The 23,582-nt window shown below is 39.5% G+C and carries 20 protein-coding genes; 7 read left to right on the top strand and 13 right to left on the bottom strand.

What is annotated here, in order from left to right; genetic code table 11:
• Nucleotides 1–13: 13 nt before the first annotated feature.
• The 3 genes from rpmI to thrS all read right to left on the bottom strand — a co-directional run bounded on the left by rpmI (nucleotide 14) and on the right by thrS (nucleotide 2,937).
• A complete protein-coding gene (gene rpmI, locus AC3KZC_RS08190) occupies nucleotides 14–214 on the bottom strand; it encodes a 50S ribosomal protein L35 (RefSeq protein WP_009839972.1) in 201 nt (66 codons plus the stop codon).
• 188 nt (nucleotides 215–402) lie between these two features.
• Nucleotides 403–969, bottom strand: a complete 567-nt coding sequence (infC, locus tag AC3KZC_RS08185) for a translation initiation factor IF-3 (RefSeq protein WP_490579197.1) — start codon at nucleotides 967–969, stop codon at nucleotides 403–405.
• A gap of 57 nt (nucleotides 970–1,026) precedes the next feature.
• Nucleotides 1,027–2,937, bottom strand: a complete 1,911-nt coding sequence (gene thrS, locus AC3KZC_RS08180) for a threonine--tRNA ligase (RefSeq protein ID WP_490579198.1) — start codon at nucleotides 2,935–2,937, stop codon at nucleotides 1,027–1,029.
• A gap of 257 nt (nucleotides 2,938–3,194) precedes the next feature.
• On the opposite strand from thrS, the gene AC3KZC_RS08175 reads away from it, so the two are divergent.
• Both AC3KZC_RS08175 and AC3KZC_RS08170 read left to right on the top strand, forming a co-directional pair.
• Nucleotides 3,195–4,187 (top strand): endonuclease/exonuclease/phosphatase family protein, encoded by a 993-nt coding sequence (locus tag AC3KZC_RS08175; protein ID WP_490579199.1) that lies wholly within the window; start codon nucleotides 3,195–3,197, stop codon nucleotides 4,185–4,187.
• A gap of 67 nt (nucleotides 4,188–4,254) precedes the next feature.
• A complete protein-coding gene (locus AC3KZC_RS08170; protein WP_490579200.1) occupies nucleotides 4,255–4,707 on the top strand; it encodes a DUF3010 family protein in 453 nt (150 codons plus the stop codon).
• 170 nt (nucleotides 4,708–4,877) lie between these two features.
• Here AC3KZC_RS08170 and AC3KZC_RS08165 read toward each other — a convergent pair whose 3' ends face one another.
• The 4 genes from AC3KZC_RS08165 to cobU all read right to left on the bottom strand — a co-directional run bounded on the left by AC3KZC_RS08165 (nucleotide 4,878) and on the right by cobU (nucleotide 8,800).
• On the bottom strand, nucleotides 4,878–6,128 hold the full coding sequence (locus AC3KZC_RS08165) for an amidohydrolase family protein (protein WP_490579264.1): 1,251 nt from the start codon (nucleotides 6,126–6,128) through the stop codon (nucleotides 4,878–4,880).
• 12 nt (nucleotides 6,129–6,140) lie between these two features.
• A complete protein-coding gene (locus tag AC3KZC_RS08160) occupies nucleotides 6,141–7,523 on the bottom strand; it encodes an amidohydrolase (RefSeq protein WP_490579201.1) in 1,383 nt (460 codons plus the stop codon).
• A 118-nt stretch (nucleotides 7,524–7,641) separates the two neighbouring features.
• Nucleotides 7,642–8,235 carry a histidine phosphatase family protein gene (locus tag AC3KZC_RS08155; RefSeq protein WP_490579202.1) on the bottom strand — a complete coding sequence of 198 codons (594 nt, stop codon included), beginning with the start codon at nucleotides 8,233–8,235 and terminating at the stop codon, nucleotides 7,642–7,644.
• A complete protein-coding gene (gene cobU / locus AC3KZC_RS08150; protein WP_490579203.1) occupies nucleotides 8,228–8,800 on the bottom strand; it encodes a bifunctional adenosylcobinamide kinase/adenosylcobinamide-phosphate guanylyltransferase in 573 nt (190 codons plus the stop codon). The genes AC3KZC_RS08155 and cobU overlap by 8 nt, the downstream gene beginning before the upstream one ends.
• A 147-nt stretch (nucleotides 8,801–8,947) precedes the next feature.
• Between cobU and cobT the strand changes: the two genes are divergently transcribed.
• Genes cobT through cobO form a run of 3 tightly spaced genes read left to right on the top strand, consistent with a single transcriptional unit; the run spans nucleotide 8,948 to nucleotide 11,311 of the window.
• Nucleotides 8,948–9,943, top strand: coding sequence for a nicotinate-nucleotide--dimethylbenzimidazole phosphoribosyltransferase (gene cobT / locus AC3KZC_RS08145; RefSeq protein WP_490579204.1), 996 nt, complete (start codon nucleotides 8,948–8,950; stop codon nucleotides 9,941–9,943).
• Nucleotides 9,940–10,725: an adenosylcobinamide-GDP ribazoletransferase gene (locus tag AC3KZC_RS08140; RefSeq protein WP_490579205.1), complete on the top strand. Its 786-nt coding sequence runs from the start codon at nucleotides 9,940–9,942 to the stop codon at nucleotides 10,723–10,725. Before cobT ends, AC3KZC_RS08140 begins: the two co-directional genes overlap by 4 nt.
• Nucleotides 10,715–11,311: a cob(I)yrinic acid a,c-diamide adenosyltransferase gene (cobO, locus tag AC3KZC_RS08135; protein ID WP_490579206.1), complete on the top strand. Its 597-nt coding sequence runs from the start codon at nucleotides 10,715–10,717 to the stop codon at nucleotides 11,309–11,311. Before AC3KZC_RS08140 ends, cobO begins: the two co-directional genes overlap by 11 nt.
• 193 nt (nucleotides 11,312–11,504) lie before the next feature.
• Here cobO and AC3KZC_RS08130 read toward each other — a convergent pair whose 3' ends face one another.
• The 3 genes from AC3KZC_RS08130 to AC3KZC_RS08120 all read right to left on the bottom strand — a co-directional run bounded on the left by AC3KZC_RS08130 (nucleotide 11,505) and on the right by AC3KZC_RS08120 (nucleotide 13,788).
• Nucleotides 11,505–12,473: an L-threonylcarbamoyladenylate synthase gene (locus AC3KZC_RS08130; RefSeq protein ID WP_490579207.1), complete on the bottom strand. Its 969-nt coding sequence runs from the start codon at nucleotides 12,471–12,473 to the stop codon at nucleotides 11,505–11,507.
• A complete protein-coding gene (locus AC3KZC_RS08125) occupies nucleotides 12,470–13,282 on the bottom strand; it encodes a DUF6671 family protein (protein WP_490579208.1) in 813 nt (270 codons plus the stop codon). The genes AC3KZC_RS08130 and AC3KZC_RS08125 overlap by 4 nt, the downstream gene beginning before the upstream one ends.
• A gap of 323 nt (nucleotides 13,283–13,605) precedes the next feature.
• Nucleotides 13,606–13,788, bottom strand: a complete 183-nt coding sequence (locus AC3KZC_RS08120) for a hypothetical protein (RefSeq protein WP_490579209.1) — start codon at nucleotides 13,786–13,788, stop codon at nucleotides 13,606–13,608.
• A gap of 103 nt (nucleotides 13,789–13,891) precedes the next feature.
• Between AC3KZC_RS08120 and AC3KZC_RS08115 the strand changes: the two genes are divergently transcribed.
• The gene (locus AC3KZC_RS08115; protein ID WP_490579210.1) at nucleotides 13,892–16,591 is read left to right on the top strand and encodes a CHASE domain-containing protein; all 2,700 of its coding nucleotides are present in this window, start codon (nucleotides 13,892–13,894) and stop codon (nucleotides 16,589–16,591) included.
• 46 nt (nucleotides 16,592–16,637) lie between these two features.
• Here AC3KZC_RS08115 and AC3KZC_RS08110 read toward each other — a convergent pair whose 3' ends face one another.
• The 3 genes from AC3KZC_RS08110 to AC3KZC_RS08100 all read right to left on the bottom strand — a co-directional run bounded on the left by AC3KZC_RS08110 (nucleotide 16,638) and on the right by AC3KZC_RS08100 (nucleotide 20,845).
• On the bottom strand, nucleotides 16,638–18,749 hold the full coding sequence (locus tag AC3KZC_RS08110; protein WP_490579211.1) for a UvrD-helicase domain-containing protein: 2,112 nt from the start codon (nucleotides 18,747–18,749) through the stop codon (nucleotides 16,638–16,640).
• A 356-nt stretch (nucleotides 18,750–19,105) separates the two neighbouring features.
• Entirely contained in the window at nucleotides 19,106–19,927 is an 822-nt protein-coding gene (locus AC3KZC_RS08105; RefSeq protein ID WP_490579212.1) for a fumarylacetoacetate hydrolase family protein, read from the bottom strand.
• Nucleotides 19,928–20,050: 123 nt separating this feature from the next.
• Nucleotides 20,051–20,845, bottom strand: coding sequence for a hypothetical protein (locus AC3KZC_RS08100; protein WP_490579213.1), 795 nt, complete (start codon nucleotides 20,843–20,845; stop codon nucleotides 20,051–20,053).
• 1,148 nt (nucleotides 20,846–21,993) lie between these two features.
• Between AC3KZC_RS08100 and AC3KZC_RS08095 the strand changes: the two genes are divergently transcribed.
• Nucleotides 21,994–23,298, top strand: a complete 1,305-nt coding sequence (locus AC3KZC_RS08095) for an NAD(P)/FAD-dependent oxidoreductase (RefSeq protein WP_490579214.1) — start codon at nucleotides 21,994–21,996, stop codon at nucleotides 23,296–23,298.
• The last annotated feature ends 284 nt before the right edge of the window (nucleotides 23,299–23,582 follow it).

Here is a 23,582-nt window from a genome sequence, read left to right as displayed (position 1 = left end):
TTAAAAACCTCTATTATGCGAATGGTAACATACGTGAAACAAGACCAATATCGTTCTTATGAACCATAGTCTTAGAACGCAAGGCTAACTTACGCTTAGAAGATTTCTTAGTCAGAATATGACGAAGATGCGATTGTTTACGCTTAAAACCGCCTGAAGCAGTCTTTTTGAAACGCTTTGCAGCGCCACGGTGGCTTTTTAATTTATAGGCCATTGCAATAACTCCATTGAATATTGCATTAATATTAAGTATGCAGGCGGATAATTTTCATTACCACTTTATTGGCCTAACATACTACGTAGTCCGGCGAATGATAGAAATCACTACTTAAAGCCGGTTAAAATTAGGTGAAAGACTTGAAAGCCAATGCTTGGTTACCTAACTCTAAATTTGATACTGATTTATTTTTTCGCAATCGGAGCTAACATCATCACCATTTGGCGACCTTCAACTCTATTTGGGAAAGATTCTAAAGACGATACATCTTCTAAATCAGTTTTAATACGGTTCAAAAGAGTAATACCGATTTCTTGATGCGCCATTTCGCGACCACGAAATCTGATAGTGATTTTGGCTTTGTCACCAGCTTCTAAAAACTTACGTAAACTACGTAGTTTTACGTTGTAATCACCATCGTCAGTTCCAGGGCGGAATTTAATTTCCTTAATTTGGATCTGCTTTTGTTTCTTCTTTTGTTCTTTTTGTTCTTTGCTCTTTTCGAAAAGGAACTTACCGTAGTCCATCAACTTACAAACTGGTGGTTCTGCATTTGGGCTAATTTCAACTAAATCAACCGATGCTTCTTCAGCCATAGCTTGTGCTTCACGAAGTGATACAATGCCAGCTTGCTCACCTTCGATACCAATCAGTCTGACTTCTTTACAAGTGATCTCTTCATTGATCCGATTCTGATTTTTTTGAGCCGTTTGTGGACCCTTTTTTCCGCCTCTAATGATGCGTTCCTCCAAAAGATACTAAATTAAAATAAAGCGCGTTATTGTACATAATTAGCGCGCTTTACACTATTAAATTCTATTTTTAATTTCTTCAGATAATTTTTTAATAAAATCATCTACTTTAAATTTTCCTAAGTCATCGCCGGTACGAGTACGCACAGCAACTTCTTCTTGTTCTACTTCTTTGTCACCAACAACTAATAAATAAGGAATACGCTTTAAAGTATGCTCCCTGATTTTAAAGCCAATCTTCTCATTTCTCAAGTCAGCACAGGCTCTAAATCCAAGTTTATTTAACTTTTCAACTATATTATGGCAATAATCGGCTTGTTTATCGGTAATGTTCATTACCACAACTTGTTTTGGTGCTAACCATGTTGGGAATAAGCCAGCATACTCTTCAGTTAATATTCCGATAAAACGTTCAATAGACCCTAAGATTGCACGGTGGATCATTACAGGTGTACGGCGCTCATTGTTTTCAGCAACATAGGTTGCACCTAAACGACCTGGTAATGCAAAATCTAATTGCACTGTACCACACTGCCATGCACGGTCTAAACAATCGTATAAAGTGAATTCGATTTTTGGACCATAGAACGCACCTTCTCCAGGTAAATAGCTAAATTCAATGCCATTGTGTGTAAGCGCTTCTGCTAATGCTTTTTCTGACTGATCCCATGTTGCATCATCACCAATACGATTTTCTGGGCGTGTCGATAATTTAACAACAATTTTCTCAAAACCAAATGTTTCATATGTATCGTAAACCATTTTGATACATGCTGATACTTCATCCATTACTTGCTCTTCTGTACAGAAGATATGAGCATCATCTTGTGTAAAACCACGTACGCGCATTAAGCCGTGTAACGCACCTGATGGCTCATTACGGTGACAACAACCAAATTCAGCCATACGTAATGGCAAATCGCGGTATGATTTTAAACCTTGATTAAAAATTTGAACATGCCCTGGGCAATTCATTGGTTTAATGGCATATTCACGCTTCTCAGATACAGTCGTAAACATAGCGTCTGCATATTTATCCCAGTGACCTGATTTTTCCCACAATGAACGGTCCATCATTAAAGGACCTTTTACTTCTTCATACTTATATTCGCGTAATTTTTCACGAACAAATTCTTCAAGCTCGCGGTAAATACTCCAGCCATCGTTATGCCAAAATACCATACCAGGCGCTTCTTCTTGCCAGTGCCATAAATCAAGTGTTTTACCAATTTTACGGTGATCACGCTTTTCAGCTTCTTCAAGACGTTTTAAATATGCAGCTAGTTGTTTTTTGTCTGCCCATGCAGTGCCATAAACACGCTGCAGCATCTTGTTATCTGAATCGCCACGCCAATATGCGCCTGCCACTTTCATAATTTTAAAGTGTTCACAGAACTTCATATTTGGCACATGAGGACCACGACACATGTCTACATATTCTTCATGATGATATAAACCAGGCGTGTCATCACGGCTGATATTTTCATCTAAAATTTCAATTTTGTACTGTTCACCACGTGCAACAAAAACATCACGGGCTTCTTGCCAGCTCACTACTTTTTTAACAACATCATATTGGGTTTTAGCAAGTTTCAGCATTTGTTTTTCAAGTGCTTGTAAATCATCTTGCGTTAAAGAATGCTCCATATCGATGTCATAATAAAAACCGTTGTCAATTGTTGGTCCAATCGCCATTTTAACATCTGGATACAGTTGTTTAATTGCATGACCTAACAAATGCGCACACGAGTGGCGAATAATTTCTAATCCATCGTCGTCTTTAGCGGTAATAATTTCTAAACGGCTATCAGTGCTAATCACTTGGCATGCATCAACACGCTCACCATTCACGCGACCCGCTATGGTTGCTTTTGCAAGACCAGGGCCGATATCTAAAGCGACATCCATCACTGAAACAGCATGTTCGAATTGACGTTGACTACCGTCCGGAAGAGTAATAACTGGCATGTTTTTTCCTTTCTACAGTGGTGATCCCTACAATGCATCACGTGTAGCTAATAATTTATCAAAAAGAGATACAACGCATAAAACACTTTTACGAGTAAGTATTTGGCTGCATGGGTAGTTTAAAAATAACTACAAGTTCGCATTTTGGCTTTTTTGCTTTGTAATTACAAGGATTAATCCTTTTATAAAATCAGGGTAATTTTGACAGATGAGTTTTCATTTCCATACTTTAGTATCCGATTTAAAAAGTGACACTAATGACACAATTCCCTTTAACAGATTTTCCATTGAAAATTGCAAGTTTAAACTTGTATAATTTTGCCAAACCTCCATTTAGCTTTTATCATCCCGATGAGCATTACACAGCCCTACAATGGCAAGAAAAATGCGATTGGCTATTATTTCAACTGTCTCAAATACAGCCGAGTGTTATTGGTTTTCAAGAAGTTTTTAGTCCTGATGAATTAGAACGTATTTGTCATTCTTGCGGCTTACCCTTTTTCTCTACGATCAATAGCCCCGTAGTTGCAGAGGATGACCCGTTTTTATTTATTAAACCGGTCGTTGCAATAGCCTCCACTTATCCAATTGAAAAATTTGAAAAGTTAGAACCAGATACTGAACTACTTACGGCGTTTAACTTACCAATTAATTTTAAATTTAACCGCGAGCCGATCAAAGCAACAATTACTCTCCCAGTCATAGGAACTGTTTCTTTTTATATCATTCATTTAAAATCAAAGCGCCCAACCTCCCTCACTAGCTATACTAACATTGCATTTAAAGACCAAACTCTTGCAAGCGCATTAATCAATACGACACTTGGTCGGTATCACAGCGACATGCAGCGCAGTTTAGAATTAGCGCTTATTTATAAAGATGTGATTCAAAACCAAGTCCATAGGCAACACTACACAGTAATTATGGGTGATTTTAATGATCAGATTTCTAATGATGGATTAGGATTTATTTTTAACCAAGCCAACATCGAATGCACTCAAAACCAAAATAAGCTTGGACTAAGTGACTCTTATCAAGGAAATGAAGAGGATCGCATTGGCACTCACTATTTTCAAAATCAAGGTAAAGTGCTTGATTACATTTTATTGTCGTCCTCGTTACTTTTGCCAGAGTCTCCTTTTAAAGTTGAATATAACACCATTGACCAACATTTAACCGACACTTCTGGGCTTGAACAAAAACTCAGTAGCGATCACGCATTAATTTATATCGATATTACTAAAAAATAAAAACTTCACTACAGCACAAACTTTTCGATGATATAATGAAAAAAATTTTAATTTACCGGAATAGACAATGAGAACATGTGGTGTTGAGATTAAAGGAAGTGAAATTCTTTTATGTTTATTAAGCAAAGAAGAAGATGTCTTTGATATTCGAGATATCCGTCAATCGCGTTTCACGTTATCAAATTCGAACGATGCTGAGCAGCTACATAAATTCCAATTTGATTTCAAAAAATTAATCGAAGATTACAAGATAGATACTATTGCTATCAAACAGCGTCCACATACTGGAAAGTTTTCTGGCAGTGCTGTTGGTTTTAAAATGGAAGCTGCTATCCAGTTAATCAGTAATGTTCGCGTGGTTTTGCTATCTGCGAATGATATTAAAGAGCAATTAAAGCGCAATCCACTACCTATTGATTTTGAATCTACGGGCTTAAAAAAATATCAGGAACACGCTTTTATTTCTGCATATGTAGAGATTATGGAACAAACATACCCACGCTTAAAAACTGACATTTAATTACTTAAGGCGCATGCGCTTCTTTTTATTGTGGTTTGTTTTGAAACTGCGCGAGGTTTTTTCCCACCCTCATATTTTTTAATCAGAAGTGCTCACCCCCTTATAGTTATCAATAAAAAAAAACCGCTTAAATACTTTGTACTTAAGCGGTTTTTTTATTTAACTACACGTTATTTAGTGTACGCGCGTGGCATCGCACTTTGTTTAATATAACGCTCAGCCAATTTGTCTTGGCGTGAATCTGTGCTGTATTCTTTACCACCAATCCACATTTGATCGACCTTAGAGCTCAATTCAAACGGATCAGCGCTCCAAAGTACTAAGTCAGCTGCTTTACCGACTGCAATTTCACCTGCATCAATACCAAATACATCTGCAACATTGGCTGTAATTGCTTTTAATGCCCCCTCGGCAGACATGCCATTGGCGACAGCAATACCTGCATCATAGCGTAACTGATACATATTATGGCTAGAATCACCCCCAACGGTTAATAATACTGTCACACCTGCTTTCTCGAGCACTCCTGCTGTTGTAAGCGATGAATGCAGTGAATCAAAACTTCCAGGTAAATTCGCAACGGCACTTAAAATAACAGGTACTTTGGCAGTAACAAGTTCATCTGTAATGAGTTGTGCATCTTGCGCACCCGCAAACACCATATTGAGTTTTTCAAACTGACTTTTAAGTTTGATAAGCTCCAGCATATCTTGAGCACGAGACACTTCAATAATCAGCGGTTTTTCGCCAGCTAACAGCGCGGTTAAAATTGTTTCTTTTTTAGATGGTTCTTTGTCATCTTTATCATCTTTTTTCGATTTATTTTTCGCTTTCTCTAATTTTTTAGCTTGTCCATCAAGGGTATCGATGAGTTCTTGTAAACTGTATGCACGCGATCCTTTGCTGCGTTCACCAAGTTTAACCAATACCGCATTGCGAGGGATCAATACGCTGTTAAACTCGCCCGAAAGGTCAACGACTGACATTAAGCCCGCAAAAATATCATCGCCACCTGAAGGCGCAATCACATCACGGGTGATCCCACCTTTGCGTGCGTAAGGCACTAAGCTTGAACGAGGATTAAATGCCAAACTTGGGTCAAATGTGATGTCTGCTTTTTTATCGCCCGCATCACGCGATGCAGCTACAGCACCCACTTCGACTAAACCTAATTGGTTTAATGAACTGATAATGCCAGGGCTTAAAATTTTACCCTGCGCATCAATCACTTGCGTTGCGTTATGAGACTGAGGGTTAATTGCTATAATTTTACCTTCATCCATTACCACGGTCGCATTATTCAAAATACCTTGCTCATTGGCGGTGTACACCGTAGCGTTTGTAATCGCAATCGGTGCAGCATAAGCCGAAAAACCTGTTAATAAAGCAGCTGCTAATATCGATTTTTTAAATACTTTCATCATTTTATCTCCTTAGCGTTGCCCTAACATGAAATCACTTTGTGCTTGATATGCACTATCAAACCGGTCGTATACTTTTGCACCGTCAACAAATACTTGTTCTGCATGAGCATAAACGCTAAATGGGCTTTGATTCCAGATAACGACATCTGCTTGTTTACCCGCTTCTAAAGTCCCTGTTTTATCTAAAATACCAAGCGATTTTGCAGGGTTAGCTGTGATCCACTTAATGGCATCTTGCTCTTTAATTGCAAAGCCTTTGTTATTACCGCTGGCCATTGCTTTACCCGCTTCTTGATTTAAGCGTTGGATCGTATTGTCTGAATCTGAATGGACAATGGCACATGAATTTTTTGCCGCATCAACAATGGCAATATTTTCATGAACCATGTCGTATGCTTCCATTTTGAAACCCCACCAATCTGGCCAAAGTGCTGCACAGTTTTGATTTTCGCCAAGCATATCGGCTATTTTATAAGCTTCAATTCCGTGGTGGAATGTCCCCGCGTGATAACCAAACTCTTTCGATAAATCAATCATCATCGCCATTTCTTCAGCTTTATAACAATGATTGTGGATCATCACTTCGCCATCTAATACCCCTTTGAGGGTATCGAGCATTAAATCACGTTTTGGAGCTTGCGGGTTTTTACCTGCCGCATAATCACGCTCGTACTTTTCCCAAGCTCGTTTGTATTCTGTCGCTTCAATAAACGCGTCACGATAACCTGCCATGTTCCCCATGCGTGTTGATGGTGCTTCTTGACGGCTGCCATAAACACGTTTTGGATTTTCACCACAGGCCATTTTTAAGCCATAAGGTGCATCAGGAAATTTCATTGCTTGCATCGTGTGCGCAGGCACGTTTTTAAGCGTTACACCACGGCCACCAATTAAATTAGCTGAGCCTGGTAAAATTTGAAGCGTTGTGATCCCACCGGCACGGGCAGTATTAAAGCCTGGATCTTGTGGCCATACTGAATGTTCAACCCATACTTCAGCAGTCACTGGATGCGTCATTTCATTGCCATCTTGATGTGATTCAACACCTGGATTTGGGTAAGCCCCTAAATGCGAATGAACGTCGATAATACCAGGAGTAACCCATTTACCTTGTGCATCAATGACGGTTGCGCCATTGGTGTAAATGTCTTTACCAATTTGACTAATTTTACCATTGACCATTAACACGTCAGCATCATCTAAACGCTCTCCGGTCCCTGTCAGTACAGTAGCGTTTTGGATGAGGATGGTCTTTGATTCTAATGCTTTATAAGTGCTTGGATAGGGATTTTTTTCAATTGAAACTTTTGGATCTTGAGGACCTGACTCATTACAGCCAACAAGCGCTGCGCTAAGTGCAATCATCATTACCGATGGGGCAAAATGTCGCATTGTTATTGTTCTCCTTTTTATAGTTAACAACACTTTAGCGGACAATTTTTAAGATTGCGATCCTTTGGCGGCAAAATCACAAAGAATAAAGCTGAAACTTTAACTTTTATTTAATTTATCAAATTTGCCAGCAAAATTGCGGTTTGTCGGGTTGGTTTTGGTAACAGATTAATTTAATTATCGCGCCATGACTGATGTCTATAGGCAAATATTGGGGAAGTGCAACTTGATTACCGAAACCTAATAAATGAGTGAGAAAATGCCGTATAACGCCACCATGAGTCACCACTAAAACTCGTTGATTTGTATATCCGACCGCAATGTTATTGATTGCACCTTCAACTCGAGTTGCAAAATCAGTCATTGCTTCACCATTTGGGATGTTCCGTTCATATGGATTGGCAAAATAACACTCTGCGGCACTATTTGGTTGGGCAAATAATTCTTCATATAAAGTGCCATCCCAATCACCAAAGTCAATTTCGGCTAATTTTGGCTCAAAAGAGACTGGTAATTGCTGTAAATGAGCATATTCGGTGGCAAACTGCGCACAGCGCAGCAAGGGCGAACTAATCACATGATCACACTTAAGTGACGCTAAAGATTGATGCATTTGCTGCCAACCTAGAGCTGTAAGTGGATCGTCGGTTTTACCGCGCAGTTTTTTACCCCCAGCCACTTCACCATGACGTAATAAATAAATCTCAGTCATTGTTTGCCTTAAGCACTAGAGGTAAACCCGCCATCACGGCACTCACTCGCTCGCATTGCTCTGCAATCGCTTGATTGAGCCAACCTTGCTGATCACAAAACTGGCGTGCCAAAGCATTATCTGGTGTGATTGAAAAGCCCACTTCATTACTTACTAATACCACCTCTGATTGGGTTTGATTTAAAGCGAGTAAAAATTCACTTTTAATTTTGGCAAACGCATCGTTGATAAACACTGCCTCGTTACCTTCAACTCGTGCAAACCGTTTGTAATCTTCTGATAAATAATACAACCAGTTATTCAACCAAAGGGTCATACAATCAATTAAAATCAGGTGGTGACTATAATTTTGGTTAAGCAAAATAGCGTTAATATCCAACGGGGCTTCTATCGTTGGCCAATTAGCAGGACGATGAGTTTGATGATGTGAAATACGTGCTTTCATCTCATCATCTATCGGTTCCGCCGTTGCAACATACAACACCGGTTTACACGACGTACGTGCTAAAAACTCTGCATAACGACTTTTACCTGAGCGTACACCACCAATAATTAAATGCTTCACACCATCCTCCCAAAATTTTAACTAGCATAACAAAGCTATTGATAAAACAAAGCGTTAGTTCAGTGTATTGTAACCATTTTAGTCTTAAAACTAGCAACTACGGGACGTTTTACTTACACTATGCCATCTACAATTTGAGCCGTTATCATGCAAACCTATATAGACATTATTAATAATAAAACCAAGCCATTAGGCTCTTTAGGGAAATTAGAGCAGCTCGCATTGCAATTGGCTACAATCCAAAAATCAGAAAAAATTGAAATCATACAACCACAAATGATTGTTTTTGCAGGTGATCATGGCGTTGCGGCGCATAATATTAGTATTGCACCCAGCGCAGTCACGACGTTAATGGTTAATAATTTTTTAAACGGTGGCGCCGCCATTAATTGCTTTGCACGCACCTTAGGTTGGCAACTTAACGTGGTTGACTGCGGTATTTTAACCGACATCGCTCATCCATCTTTAATTAAAAACCGCTTAGGTCAATGCAGTGGCGATATCAGCCAAACAGCTGCAATGACTGAACAACAGCTGTTACAAACCGAGTCTTTTTGCGACACGTTCATTGCTTCTTTGGCAAGCAAAGGGACAAATCTACTTGGCTTTGGTGAAATGGGTATTGGCAATACCACACCGGCTGCCACCTTATGCGCAGCCTTACTGGGCTTAAGTGCAAAAGACACAGTAGGCGCAGGCACTGGCATTAACCCAGAACAGCTTGCTGTTAAAATTAAACTCGTAAGCTCTGCCCTTGCTCGCCACCACACAGTTGGGAGTTTAGCGCCCAAAGCGTTATTACGTGAGTTTGGTGGCTTTGAAATTGCGCATTTAGTTGCTGCAATTTTGGCAGGTTTTAAACATAACATGATTTTACTGATTGATGGTTTTATTGTTACTGCGGCGGCTTTAATAGCGATAAAAGTCAACCCAAAATGCCAAGCAAACATGGTGTTTTCTCATTGTTCGATGGAACAAGCTCATCACAAAATATTGCACTCTATCAATGCCGAACCATTGCTAGATTTAGGTTTGCGCTTAGGCGAAGGCACCGGTGCAGCACTTGCATTGCCTTTAGTTCAAGCTGCTGCCAGCTTCTTTAATGATATGGCCAGTTTTGCTGACGTTGGGATCGAGCTGTGATATACCTTCGCGCCCAGTGGACAGTATTTTTAATCGCGCTAGGGTTTTTAACTCGCATACCTATTGGAAACGTCGACTTTAGCTCTCAAAAGCTTAATAAAGCCAGCCGCTACTTTGCCGTCGTTGGTGCAATAATTGGCATGTTATGTGCCGGGGTCTATTGGCTGGCGCAGTTAGTGTTGAGCCAAGAAATTTCAATTTTAATCAGTATGATATTTGGTTTTTATCTCACGGGTGGTTTTCACGAAGATGGCTTAGCCGATGTGTGTGATGGTTTCGGTGGAGGCTATACACAAAAACGCAAACTTGAAATAATGAAAGACTCTCGGGTTGGTACTTATGGCAGTTTGGGTCTTTTTAGCGCATTATTTTTAAAGTTTTTATTACTCAACGAATTGGCTAGCCCAGCGCTCGCGTTAATCGTAATGCACACTTTAAGCCGCGCGCTAGCCAGTAGCATTATTTTTAGCGCGCACTACGCCAGCGCAGATTTAATCAGTAAAACAAAACCATTAGCTAATAATATGAGCATAACATCGTTACTTATTTTACTCATAAGTACTGCACTGATCCTCGCATTAAGCACCTTTGTTTATTTTACTATTAATCATTTAGTGATCTTAATCTGCGTTTTACTTGTACTGCGCAGCATATTAATTCGATGGTTTAAGCTTCATTTAAACGGTTATACCGGAGACTGCTTGGGTTTTGCTCAGCAGGCAAGCGAATTGCTTGGTTACCTCACTCTTATCATTTTATTAGGAACTCCCGATGTCAGATAAAGAAACACGCCACAAAGAACGTCAAGAAAAACTCAAACAAGCTGTTGATACTAAAATTGCCAATGCACAAACAGTCAAAGGCTTGATGATTGTGATCACGGGCAATGGTAAAGGTAAATCAACCTCGGGGTTTGGCACTGTCGCACGAGGTGTGGGCCACGGCTTAAAGTGTGCTGTTGCGCAATTTATCAAAGGCAATTGGGAATGTGGCGAACGTGCGCTGCTTGAAAAAAATGGCGTTGAGTTCCATGTTATGGGCACCGGCTTTACTTGGAATACCCAAGATCGGGTTGCTGATACTGAGGCCGCATTGGCCATTTGGGAAAAATGCGAACATATGCTGCAAGATGAAAGCTTAGACTTAGTATTACTTGATGAACTTACTTACATGATCACCTACGATTACGTGCCACTTGAGCGTGTATTAACTGCGCTGCGTAATCGTCCATTTATGCAAAGTGTGGTGATCACCGGGCGCGCGGCACATCGTGAACTAACTGAAATGGCAGATACCGTTTCAGAAGTTAGAAATGTAAAGCACGCATTTGACTCCGGTGTTAAAGCACTAAAAGGCGTAGACTGGTAAATCGCTTAGTAAACGCTGAAATGAATTACCTAAAATAAAAACCACCATAAAAATATGGCGGTTTTTATTTTAAATCTCTGATAAGCCAGATTAACGGCCACCAAAACAATACGTCATGACTGTATCAATTAGCGGTGCACCTTACACTTTAACTTTAGCTTTAATAAAACACTTTGCGATAAACCAAACCTGTTTAGTAAGTTGCAGCGCGCTTTAAACGATCGTGAATTGCCATCCACTGCGCCCCTTGAGGCGGCTGCTCAAGCCAAATTTCATTTACACCTTGACTGTCAACTTGCGCCAGCATTCTAAATAATAATTGCCCATACTCTTTTGCATTATTTGGCATCTGAGTCGTGTGAACAAAAGCATTGTCAGTGTGAATTGTCATACTTAACAACGCTATTGGTTGTTGCACACTCTCAAGTGCACGTGATAATTGCTCGGCATTCATCACTCGCAACACGGTATTTGGTTGGTAATGCGCTTTTACATTGCCAGGCACGGCCATAATATGTTGGCGCGGCTGCGCAACGTTTTGTTCAAGTACCGCACTAAGTTCTTGAGCCGTGATAGGGCCTGCTCGTAATATTTGGACTGTCTCACCGGTTAAGTCAACAATTGTCGACTCTAAACCATGCTCACAATCACCGCCATCAAGCACCGCGGCTAATTTTCCATCAAGCCCATTGATTACATGTTTAGCACTGGTTGGGCTGAGCTTTTTATAAGGGTTTGCTGAAGGTGCAGCAACCGCAAGATTAAACTCGGTTAATAAATTAAGCAAAGCTGGGTGAGCTGGGACTCTAAGTCCAATTGTTGATAACCCACCTGTCACCACATCGTTCACACCATCGGCTTTATTCAACAAAAGTGTTAAAGGGCCTGGCCAAAATGCATCAGCAAGTTTTAGCGCCGCTGGTGGAATTGTTTTAACCCAGTTTTTCATCTGCGAGGCATCAGCTAAGTGAACAATGAGTGGATGATTAGTTGGGCGCCCTTTTGCCTGAAAAATTTTTGCTACTGCGCAAGGATTACGCGCATCGGCGGCTAAACCATAAACGGTTTCGGTCGGTACAGCGACAAGTTCACCTTGTGCAATTAACTGCGCAGCGTGGGCAATATCATCTTGTTTAAGTGCTGATAAAACTAAGGTTTTCATGGGTTACACCTTGGGCAAAAATCTGGCTGAGCAAATGACTCAACTACAGAATATGTTTCACTATGTAAGCAATATTGGCAATGTGCCGTACGCGATTTAATTTTTTCAGTTGGTGTATCACACCACTCACACGGTAAACCGGTTTCAAACTGATCGGGCCAAAAATCAGGGGCGTTACACGATGGGCAGATACATTGTAAGCGCGCGACTAAATTTTCAGCCGCTTTCACAATATGACTTTGCCGTGCAGGACACTGGTGAGCCCGTAAATCATAACTGATATTTAGGGCTCCGTTTGCCAGCCAATTTGGCAGTGTTATTGCTGCATCTGCAGCACTGAGCCCTTTAACTAAATGACGCGCATTATCACGCATTTTAATTACTAAGCCTTGCCCTTCTGGTACTGTTGCTAAAAAATGCTCGGCCTCATTAATTGCTGCAATATCGATACTTTTAACCGCAATAGGGGCTGAAAAACGACCCACCACGCGCCAATTATGTTTCAAATCAATATAAGCAATTAATTCTTGGTTAAATGTACCAAACCCATACGGGCTGGGCCCAAAACTGCCCTCACTGCCTATTCCGGCATTGAGACCAGTTAGGGTAATACCGAGGTTTGCTTTTTCAAACGCACATTCTTGTGCAGTTTTTTGCCGTGGTGGCTCGCCAGTAAAGCTGCCAAGCAAATCAGTATTAAAGTCTGTCGTTAATACAATGTCACTGCCAAAAGCCGCTTTAAAAACAGGTGCGATTTGATCCGCTTTTCCATGCAAAGTGAGTAAGGCAATCTGTGGTTGAACTATCATTTTAAGGTAACCTGATCATCTAACAGACAAAACTCATTATAATAAGCACATCTTAGTGCGCCATATCACAACAAACGCGCGCTATTAAACACGCGAAGCTTGCATTCATCTTTAATCAGCAACATTGAGCTGATCAGTAAAAATAAGGGCGCTATTGTGCAAACTCCTAATAGCTAAGTAAAGTAGATTATTAATAACTTTTCGTTCTAGGGAAGTGAGCAGCTGATCCGCTCAAACGGCTAACCTCTTGATTATTTTTAGTACGAAAAAAATTAACTAACTTAGCGAAAACTCCAAACAACACCGAATAGTTCAATTCGGTTTTATCTGCCCACATTAAACCGGTAGTGCACAACCTCAATATGACCCTGTTTGATCGCATCAGCCAAACATTTTTCTTTACCAAGCACTATCACCAAACGCACTATGATGTGGACTACCTTTTGCCAGATAACGTGATTCGACATCATTAAATATACGGTTTGTAAAGCAATACAAATTTTCATCTTACTCATTTTTAACATAATTACATCACTGAGCGTGTGCTACTATTATGTCTCGATTAGGGATTAAACAACGCATAGTAAACAATAATTTACTAGGAGTGTTATGAAAGTAACGGCTACAGATGGCTTAAAGCTCAAAAAATCAATCGTGCATTCATTATGGTTACCTTTAGTTATTTTAGTGGTTGGAGTGTTTTTTGCGATAGATGTTAACCAGCAAGAAACAAAAAATACCGATGCTCAAATCAAAAATGCGTTAGACGAACGTTTATCTCAAATCACCGAAAATGTGAAAGATCGCGTCACCTTGTATGGGTATGGTTTACAAAGTTTACGAAGTGCAATTGCCACCATTGGTTTAGATCACTTTAATTACCAACGTATGCAACGCTATATTCAATCGCATCACTATAATGATGATTATCCGCAACCTCGTGGTTTAGGGTTAATTCGTGTTGTAGAGCAACAAAATAAAGCCGCGTTCCTTGAATTTGCCAAAAATGAGCGACCTGATAAAGAATTTAACTTAAAACAACTTTCAGCCCACGAAGACAGCTTATTTGTTATTCAATACATTGAACCTGAGTTAAAAAACAAACAAGCTCTAGGATTAGATATTGGATCAGAAAAAATGCGGCGCCACGCGGCAATCAGGGCTGCTGAACATAACTCACCTTGGTTGACAGCGCCCATCACTTTAGTACAAGCGAATAAACAAACCATGCAAGGCTTTTTAATTTTAAGCCCAATATTTAGCACTGCTACTCCCCCTAAATCTACAGAACAACGCTTAGCTAGCATTAGAGCGTGGAGCTACTCCCCCATTTTAATTGACGAAGTATTACATGGGATCAGTAGTTTAAAACAAGATATTCTACTTTCAATCACTGACATTACCTCAGCCCCTTCACTGAGCTTTTTTAACTTTGGCGACTCGCACAGTAGGCTTAATCAATACCATAGCGAACAAACCATTGAGTTATTGGGACGTACATGGCAATTGGCATTGACAGCAACTCCTGAGTTTTTAAATGAGCTTAATTTAGTGCCCCCTTACCAACGCTTCACTCATGTGATGATAATCACCTTTGTTATCATGCTTGTCTTTTTTAGCGCGCAGTTAATTTTCATGCGCAATACACAATTAAAAGCACATCGATTAGCACTGGCGCAGACTCGCGAAAAAGCCTTAACAGAGTCGAACTTACGCTTAGAAGGACTTGTAGCACAACGCACAGCTGAAATGGCAACTAATAATGCACTCCAAAAAAGTATTTTAGTTGCATCAAGTTATACCATTATTGCCACTGATATAGAGGGCACTATCACACTGATTAATCCAGCTGGAGAGCAAATGCTGGGTTATTCTGCCGATGAACTTATTGGCAAACAAAATCCAGGAATTTTTCATTTAATTGATGAAGTAATCGAGCGTGCCGCCATCCTGAGCGATGAATTAGGCTACCCAATAACGCCCGGATTTGAAACGTTTGTTGCCAAAGCACGACTTGGTGAACCTGATATCAATCGTTGGACGTATATCAATAAAAATGGGCACCATATACAGGTCAAACTCAGTGTTAATTGCTTACATAACGACCAAAATCAATTGTTGGGATTTTTAGGGATCGCAGCTGATTTAACTACGCAACTTAAACATGAACAAGCTCTTGCTCAGGCCAAGGAACGAGCTGAAAAAGCAGCGAAATCCAAATCTGAATTTTTAGCTAATATGAGCCATGAAATTCGCACTCCAATGAATGGGCTTTTTGGGGTGTTACAGCTGTTAAAAGAAGACACCTTGTCTGAACAAGGCCAATATTTACTCGATAAAGCGCTTTATTCAGCTAAAAGTTTAACCGTAATAATTAATGATATTTTAGACTTCTCAAAAATTGAAGCCGGAAAGCTCACACTTGAGCCTCATGATTTCAAACTTTCTGAGCTGATTGAGCACCTTAACTCTGATTTATCGGTCAACGCCTTTACTAAACAAATTTATTTAAAATTTGAACGCAACGTCTCTCATGATATGTGGCATGGTGATCAGCTCAGAATCCACCAAATTTTACTTAATATAATTTCAAATGCGATTAAATTTACCAAAACCGGTGGCGTCACTGTCATCATAAATACATTAAACCCACAAGAAGGCTTAGCTATTTCAGTAGTTGATACGGGGATCGGTATTTCAAACGAGGCCTTAACACGTTTATTTCACCGTTTTGAACAAGCAGATAAATCAACCACTCGACACTATGGAGGCACAGGTTTAGGGCTCTCAATCTCCCATTCTTTGGTTGAACTTATGAATGGTACAATCTCAGTCAAGAGTAAAGAAAATCACGGCAGTACTTTTTCTATTTCGTTACCGCTTGCCCAATCTACCGCACCAGAACATCAACAATCTCAGGCTGTTACGCAGCTTAATTTAACAAATAAAACCATTGTAATCGCTGAAGATAATGCCATTAATATTATCGTAGTCACCGCAATGCTAAAATCGACTCATGCTACTTTAGTGATTGCACACAATGGGATTGAAGCAATTGAAATGACTGAACAACATCAGCCAGATCTAATTTTGATGGATATTCAAATGCCTCGAATGGATGGGATTACAGCATGTCAAAAAATAAAAGCTGTACACCCCTCTCTTCCTATTGTGGCACTGACAGCGAACGCATTTGCCGAAGATAAAGCGCTATACGATAAGGTTGGTTTTGATGGCTATTTAGCAAAACCACTGACGAACCATGATTTATTATTCGAGATAAGCAAAGCATTGCACCTACAAGAGTAGACTAAATAAGTCCTGTCCCGAACCCATGCAAGGCTTTGTGGTATGCTCATCCTTGCTGATAAATGGTTACAGCGTATTGCTGCGTTATCAGTTCGGTAATGAATTCGCTCGCACCGCTGGTTGGCGTAATTAGATAAACGTGTTTTTTAGCGCGCGTTAATGCCACATAAAATAAACGACGCTCTTCTGCATACGCAAAATCGTCTTGCTTGGGTAAATACACATCAAAAAAAAGCTCGTCAGGTTGTTTAGCTGGAAAACCATATCGACCTTCATTAAGACCCACTAAAATCACATAATCGGCTTCTTTACCTTTGCTGCTGTGGACTGTGTATGTTTCAAGCGTCAGGTGTGAAAAATTCTTTTTTAACAGCGCTAATTGTGCAGAATCAGGTAATAGAAAACCAAAACGAGCCAAAATGAAAACTGAAGCACGAGCGCCTGCATCAATTAATCTTAAAGCTTGAGTCAACGAAGCTAAAACATCATGTTTGTGCTCCTCAAATAACAGTGTGATTGCGTTGTGTTTTTGCAATACATGAGAAGTTAACTCTTTTTTTAATTGCGCAGGATTTTGCATCACAAAGTTATTGGCCACTTCGGCAATTTTATTATTAAAACGAAACGTGCGATCTAAATTTACCGTGCATCCTGCTCCAAAATATGCATGAAAATGCGTAATGAAATAGTGATTAGAACCACTAAATCGATAAATCGACTGCCAATCATCCCCTACTGCAAATAACCGAGAGTCAGCCACATTGTCAGTTAAAGCCTTGAGCAATTGTGCGCGGGGTTCGGAGATATCCTGAAATTCATCAACCAAAATATGCTGCCATGTGGCTTTAAACTTACCTGTGTGTAGCATTTTAGTGGCATTAAAAATCATATCATCAAAATCAAGCTCTTGATGAGCAGCAAGGTGTTTTTTATAGGCATCCAATAAAGGGCTTAGAAGATTAAAGTAGCATTCAAAAGTACGTTCGGTTGTAGCATCCGTAAAAAAGTGTGGTGCTAAGGTAGGTGATTGCGAGGCAGCCCTAACAACATCAAAAAAACGCAGAACCTGATTTTGCAGTGTCTTAAACTCGGTAGAAGTAATCAGCATTTCAAAACTACTTTGCGTATTAAACCGATTTTTTTCGTCGACACATAATCCATTAATTAAATTAACTACATCATTTTTATAGTGTAATTGTGTTTTAATCCGCTCATGAAACTGTTCAAGCAGCCAAATTTTTTTTTGATCACTGTTTGTTGCAAATGCAGATATTTTTGGCGCAAAGCCCTGTGCTTGGCTAATAATAGCCAGCGCGAGACTATGAAATGTTGCACACTTTATGTCTTGTCGCTTCAGGGTATTTTTAAGTCGGATATCCATTTCTTGCGCTGCATCTTTACCATAAGCAAGTAACAGAATTTGAGCGGGGTTTGCCAAGCCTCGTTGTAATAGATAGGCGACGCGCCCTACCATCACACTAGTTTTACCACTACCCGCACCCGCTAATACCAAATTATTATCGTCATTAATCACGCACGCTTGTCTTTGCTTTGCCGTTAAAGGGCGCGTACTTAAATGTTCAAAAAATAAGTTTAAATTTGCAAGTTCGTTCTGGATGAAATACGACCGACAACGATGTAAGTGTTGGCTACTGATTGGATTAAGCGAGGCTAGTTTTTTAATATTTTTTGACAAATCAGCACTGATTGTCGATCCATCAGGCAAAGCCTGCCAGCGCTTCGCCAAGAGATTTATCTCAGCTTGCAAAGCGTATTGTTCAGAACTACGAAAATACTGGTGGGTCAGTCTTTGCTCAAATGAATAAAGCGCTTTGTTTAACTCGGGTGCATGATGTTTAATCCAGTAGTCCAACATAAAAGTATGATGTGTTCGTTTTAAATTGTAAGAGAGTAATTTAAAGGTCAACGTTTCTGATTGCGTAAAAAGAGTCAAACGGCCACCAAACCAACTAGCATCAAATAAAATAGGTTTGGCTATATCCAGCCATGGAAAGGTTTTTTGCTTATTAAACTGCGTAATCGTGATGCCGTTGTCATCATAAGTAATAAATACGCGTTTGTTTACCAAACGAGCCAACCAATGGCTGCGAATATGAGGGCGGGAATTCATTTCAAGCATAATAACTAGCGTCGTCAAAACAGAGGATTATACCCAACTGAGCGAGTTTGTCGCCCAGCAAATACCTTTTTTCGCCTCCTTCCCTTTTGATTTTACTGTTAAAAATATTGCTTAGTGAACTTACTAACCTCATTACTAAATATTAAATCGTTCACAGGTAGCAGTTTTAAGTGCCAATTGCGTTGTATTGACGTGTATAGCCAACTATTAAGGAATTAAGCTTATTATCGTTTAAAATATTTGGTTAGAGGTGGTCATAAGAGATCGACCTTGTATGAATATAGTGATTTTCGTTTATAGCCATAACTCAGATTTATTAAAGCCAACGACCGGGTTTTTATACTCAACAACTCAATTGGCTTTAATCGTTCATGCTATTTTTTACAAAATGTGAGAGATAACGTCGTTAAGCCTTGATAAGTAACAGTAATTTTCTCTTGCAGTGGCACATCTAACACCCCGGCATAAGAACCAGTAATAATGCTATCACCGGCATGAATGCTGATACCTTGACTGTGTAAAAAATTAACGAGCCAATAAAGTGGTGCTTTAGCATCGTTATTTTGATGTTGGCCCATAATTATTCGTTCAGGCTCGGTGCCGCACTTCAAACCTATGGTCAACTCACTGGCCAAACCTAGCCTAGCAAAGTCGATTTGTGGGCCAATCACTAAACCTTGGTTAAATAAACCATCCGCAAATAACTCATAAAAACTGCATTCATTGGGTTGATCAAAACGCCCGCCTATCAGCTCTAGTCCTAAATGGACTGAGCCAATGGCAGCGTCAATTTCAGCATGAGTCAGTGTCGCTTGGCCTGCCAATAATGACGATGAAAAAACAAAGACTAATTCAGGTTCAATGCGTGCAACCTGCTGCGGCGCCCAAACAGCAACTGGATAGTTGGCTGCATTATCCGTGACAAAATGATGCGTCTCACTTTTAAATATGGGGGCCACGACACGTTTATCCGCGCTCGGTAATGAACATTTCCACCCTGTAACTGTATCATTTTGACGTTGGCACCATGCTGCACTCATGCCTTGTTGCAGTGTAAATGCAGCGTCTAAATCACACAATAGCGTAGGAAACGACAGTGTTTGCCCCTTGAGCCCAAGTGCTCGACGTTCAACCAAGGTTGCAATAATTGAGTCAGCTGTGACCGGTGCGGTAACATTCATTACATTTGATTCCATAAGAGAAAAAGGCCTAGTCTAGGAAGCTATAATACAACCATAGTAACAACGGTGGTAAAACAGCGAAATATTAAATGGAAATGCAACTAGATAAATCGCTTCTAACGTTTTCATCTTTTATCATTATGGTTTTATTGCTGTCATGTTCAAATTAAAATCCCGTTTATAAATAAAGAATACTTCCTCTATTTGCTGTGGATTTAACAACTCCAAATGCATTGTTCTAATAAGACCTTTAAATGATTCAGTAGCAAAAGTCTCATTGATCAGTGCAATAACTCGTCGGCCCAAATCAGATCGACTACATGCAAAAAAGCCAGCTTGATAGGCACCCATATCGTGGATATTGCGTGAATATAAGAATACGTTAGGGTCACTTAACTCATGCGTCGCCGTTGTATGATAGTCAATAATAAAATCAAGGCGCTTTTTAACGAGCATATTTACCAGTTGATTGTGATTTTCAATCCCTGATATAAAGATTAAATTTGGATTTCGCTTTTCAACCTCGGTCAAACTCTCACCATAATACGATGGAATAAGCCCAACTTTATACTCTTTAATTAATGCTTTAATTGCTACTGTCTGAGGTAACGTTTTGAATTTTTCATCAATAAACAGTGCTTGTCGTTGAGGGTAAATACTCGACGGATAAGCCGAAAAAATCATTTTTTGTTCTCGTTCATCATTTTTTAATACATTATAAGAACAATGATCCGTTTCGGTTGCAATGAGTTTAAGTGCACGTGAAAAGTTAGATTTATAACTGTTAAAATTTATTTTTGGAGCCAAAATAGCATTTAACTTCATAAATATTTGGCCTTCTATCTCCGAAAAACTAAACTCATCATCCGTGCCTGTGCGAGAAACAAAATAAAGCTGTTCAAGCTGATTTTTTTGAGTTTCGATTGTCGTCATTGCCAATGCTTTAGGGTTGAAGATACTCAAAAATAGTAACAATAAAAATGTTTTAATCATGTACATTTTTATATAACACTTCATCAATACCATATTTGTTACTTAAATTTAGTGTGTAAGCTGTCAATGCTTTTTAATCTTTCGAACCAAAAAAGAAGCCCCTAAAGAAATAAGCATGATACATGCCAGCTATACGTGAAAAAAGTAACCGCCATTGTACCTTATTCTTGACGATTGGATAATAACATTGGCTGCCATAAGGAAATAAGGGTAATTTTAGTACCCCTAAGTATAATAAATACTCTGCAAAACACAGTATTTCAACTTTTGTAAGTAATTTAGATGCATTGTATTTTTTACTTAGGGTTATTCATTTCAAATTTTTGTTTAAATCTCATCTCTAACTGCGTAAATGCATTAAGTTGTAATGAACATGCAACAGTAAGGGAAAACAAGCGCACTACTATGCGTTTAGCGACGATAGCGCGCTTTCATTTCGATTTCTAACCGCTAAAAATAAGGTTAAGATCCCTTTTCACTCGCGTTCAGTCAGATTGGTTAACTCTGCGCTTTGTTTTAGATAAACTCACCGTAACCTAGCGTAGTTTATCCAAGCTTACTTTGGGGGCATAATTAAACCTATTAAATCGATAGCCTCTTATTAAAGGCTCAAGCAACGTGAGGCATCTTGTTTGAGGATCATGCAGCACCGTTCCACTGCAAAATTTCACAGGTATTTTACAACACTCGGTCAAATAGCGAGAAACATGTAAACTAAATACCCTCATCCCTAGGTTGGATGACGTTAATTAAACGTTTTTTATAATAGTTCAACAATACTACTAACAATTAAGCTCAGTTCTAACATGGCAGCAAAAAACAGTAATAACATCCCTATTAAAGTAAAAATCACTTTTAAATCATATGAGCAGCAATTAAAGAAAGCAGAACATGTCTTATTAACAAACCCAACCCATAAATTGGACTTGAGCAATTTAAGTTAATATTAAAAATAATTACAGTTAACTTTAGATTGAGCTATCAATCAGACTTATAGTTTGGCAAAATCAAGGAAGAGTACTTGAGGTATTAAAGGCCTGACAACGTGAGTAATAGGTTAGCCCTTTACTACTTTTTTAGGAACTCTCATGTTAAACAAACGCCCTACAATAATCATTGTTGGTGGTGGAGCCGGTGGGCTTGCACTTGCAACTCAATTAGGCCACAAATTAGGGAAAAAACGTCACGCCGATATACTACTAATCGATAAAAACCGCAGCCATATTTGGAAACCTCTACTGCATGAGGTTGCTACAGGCTCCCTTGACGCTGATTTAGATGGCGTTGTATACAGCGCTCACGCAGCAAAACACCATTACCGTTTTGTGCTGGGTACTTTATTTTCAATTAACAATTGCACCAAAACGGTTTCTCTTGCTGCTTTATATGATGACGACAACCACCTAATTTTACCCGAACGTACGCTCAATTATGACCATTTAGTATTGGCCGTTGGCAGTGTTAGTAACGACTTTAATACGCCCGGTGTCAAACAGCATTGTTACTTTCTCGATTCAAATCAGCAAGCTGAGCGCTTTCAACATGCCTTGCTTGATAATTTTACCCGCATTCATCATACCGAAGAAACCAACAAAGCATTAAAAATTGCAATTGTAGGTGCTGGCGCCACAGGCGTTGAACTTTCAGCGGAACTATATCATGTAACCGAATTACTCAAAGTGTACGGTTTAACCAACATGACGGCTAATAAACTCCATATTAGTTTAATTGAAGCTGGACCAAGGATTTTACCCGCATTATCAGAGCGAATTGCAAGCTCAGCGCGCCGAGAACTTAATAAAATTGGTGTTCATATTCTTGAAAATACACAAGTAAAAGCAGCGAATGAAACAGGATTTGTAACCCAACATCCTGATCCTATCGAAGCTGATATTATGGTTTGGGCAGCAGGCGTTAAAGCCCCTGACTTCATTAAAGAGCTAAACTTTTTTGAACTGACTCGTAATAATCAAATTAAGGTAAATTCATTTTTACAATCAACGGTCGACGCGAGTATTTATGTTATTGGTGACTGCTGCGCCTTTACTCAAGCAGATGGTAGCCAAGTGCCACCACGAGCACAATCAGCGCATCAAATGGCGCAATGCGTAAAACGAAACTTAATTGCCGAGTTTGATCAGCGCCCACTGACTGAATTTAGCTATCAAGATCATGGATCTTTAGTTAACTTGTCTCGTTTTAGCACCGTGGGCAGTTTAATGGGTAATCTAACAAAAAATAGCTTTTTTATTGAAGGTAAAATTGCACGAATGATGTACATTTCGCTTTATCGCATGCATCAACGTGCAATACATGGCGTATGGCGCACAATGGCTTTGTGGCTAAGTGAAAAAATGCTGCGCATAGTGCGACCAAAAATGAAGCTGCATTAAGATAACTGTAGTTTAGGCGCAAAAATCCAGCCGATGAGCTGGATTTTTGTTTTTATTTGTTTAACTGCTTTATGATTTAGTTTCTTTTAGCTTAAAAATAGGGCGTGAGGAATTTAAAAAAGGCATAAAACAAGATGGTGAATAGTTAACCAAAGCTCAGGTTAGTTACATTTGTGTTTATATAACATCACTGCTGGATAATCAATCTAAGGAAGCAATTTCCAACGCAAATTATGTTTTAGATTAACTTGCAATAGGCCTGCTATTGACGTGCCAGCCTTCGT

The organism is Pseudoalteromonas sp. J2K-J031, assembly GCF_058197095.2.
This window is presented reverse-complemented; position numbering and strand designations above follow the sequence as displayed.

Bases quoted from the DNA above. Each gene is read 5' to 3' on its own strand.
- AC3KZC_RS08155 (WP_490579202.1), bottom strand. From the start codon at position 8,235: ATGACTGAGATTTATTTATTACGTCATGGTGAAGTGGCTGGGGGTAAA.
- AC3KZC_RS08125 (WP_490579208.1), bottom strand. From the start codon at position 13,282: ATGATAGTTCAACCACAGATTGCCTTACTCACTTTGCATGGAAAAGCG.
- AC3KZC_RS08095 (WP_490579214.1), top strand. From the start codon at position 21,994: ATGTTAAACAAACGCCCTACAATAATCATTGTTGGTGGTGGAGCCGGT.
- AC3KZC_RS08115 (WP_490579210.1), top strand. From the start codon at position 13,892: ATGAAAGTAACGGCTACAGATGGCTTAAAGCTCAAAAAATCAATCGTG.
- AC3KZC_RS08165 (WP_490579264.1), bottom strand. From the start codon at position 6,128: ATGAAAGTATTTAAAAAATCGATATTAGCAGCTGCTTTATTAACAGGT.
- cobO (WP_490579206.1), top strand. From the start codon at position 10,715: ATGTCAGATAAAGAAACACGCCACAAAGAACGTCAAGAAAAACTCAAA.
- AC3KZC_RS08120 (WP_490579209.1), bottom strand. From the start codon at position 13,788: ATGAAAATTTGTATTGCTTTACAAACCGTATATTTAATGATGTCGAAT.
- cobT (WP_490579204.1), top strand. From the start codon at position 8,948: ATGCAAACCTATATAGACATTATTAATAATAAAACCAAGCCATTAGGC.
- AC3KZC_RS08160 (WP_490579201.1), bottom strand. From the start codon at position 7,523: ATGCGACATTTTGCCCCATCGGTAATGATGATTGCACTTAGCGCAGCG.
- AC3KZC_RS08175 (WP_490579199.1), top strand. From the start codon at position 3,195: ATGACACAATTCCCTTTAACAGATTTTCCATTGAAAATTGCAAGTTTA.
- AC3KZC_RS08130 (WP_490579207.1), bottom strand. From the start codon at position 12,473: ATGAAAACCTTAGTTTTATCAGCACTTAAACAAGATGATATTGCCCAC.
- thrS (WP_490579198.1), bottom strand. From the start codon at position 2,937: ATGCCAGTTATTACTCTTCCGGACGGTAGTCAACGTCAATTCGAACAT.
- rpmI (WP_009839972.1), bottom strand. From the start codon at position 214: ATGGCCTATAAATTAAAAAGCCACCGTGGCGCTGCAAAGCGTTTCAAA.
- AC3KZC_RS08105 (WP_490579212.1), bottom strand. From the start codon at position 19,927: ATGGAATCAAATGTAATGAATGTTACCGCACCGGTCACAGCTGACTCA.
- AC3KZC_RS08170 (WP_490579200.1), top strand. From the start codon at position 4,255: ATGAGAACATGTGGTGTTGAGATTAAAGGAAGTGAAATTCTTTTATGT.
- AC3KZC_RS08100 (WP_490579213.1), bottom strand. From the start codon at position 20,845: ATGACGACAATCGAAACTCAAAAAAATCAGCTTGAACAGCTTTATTTT.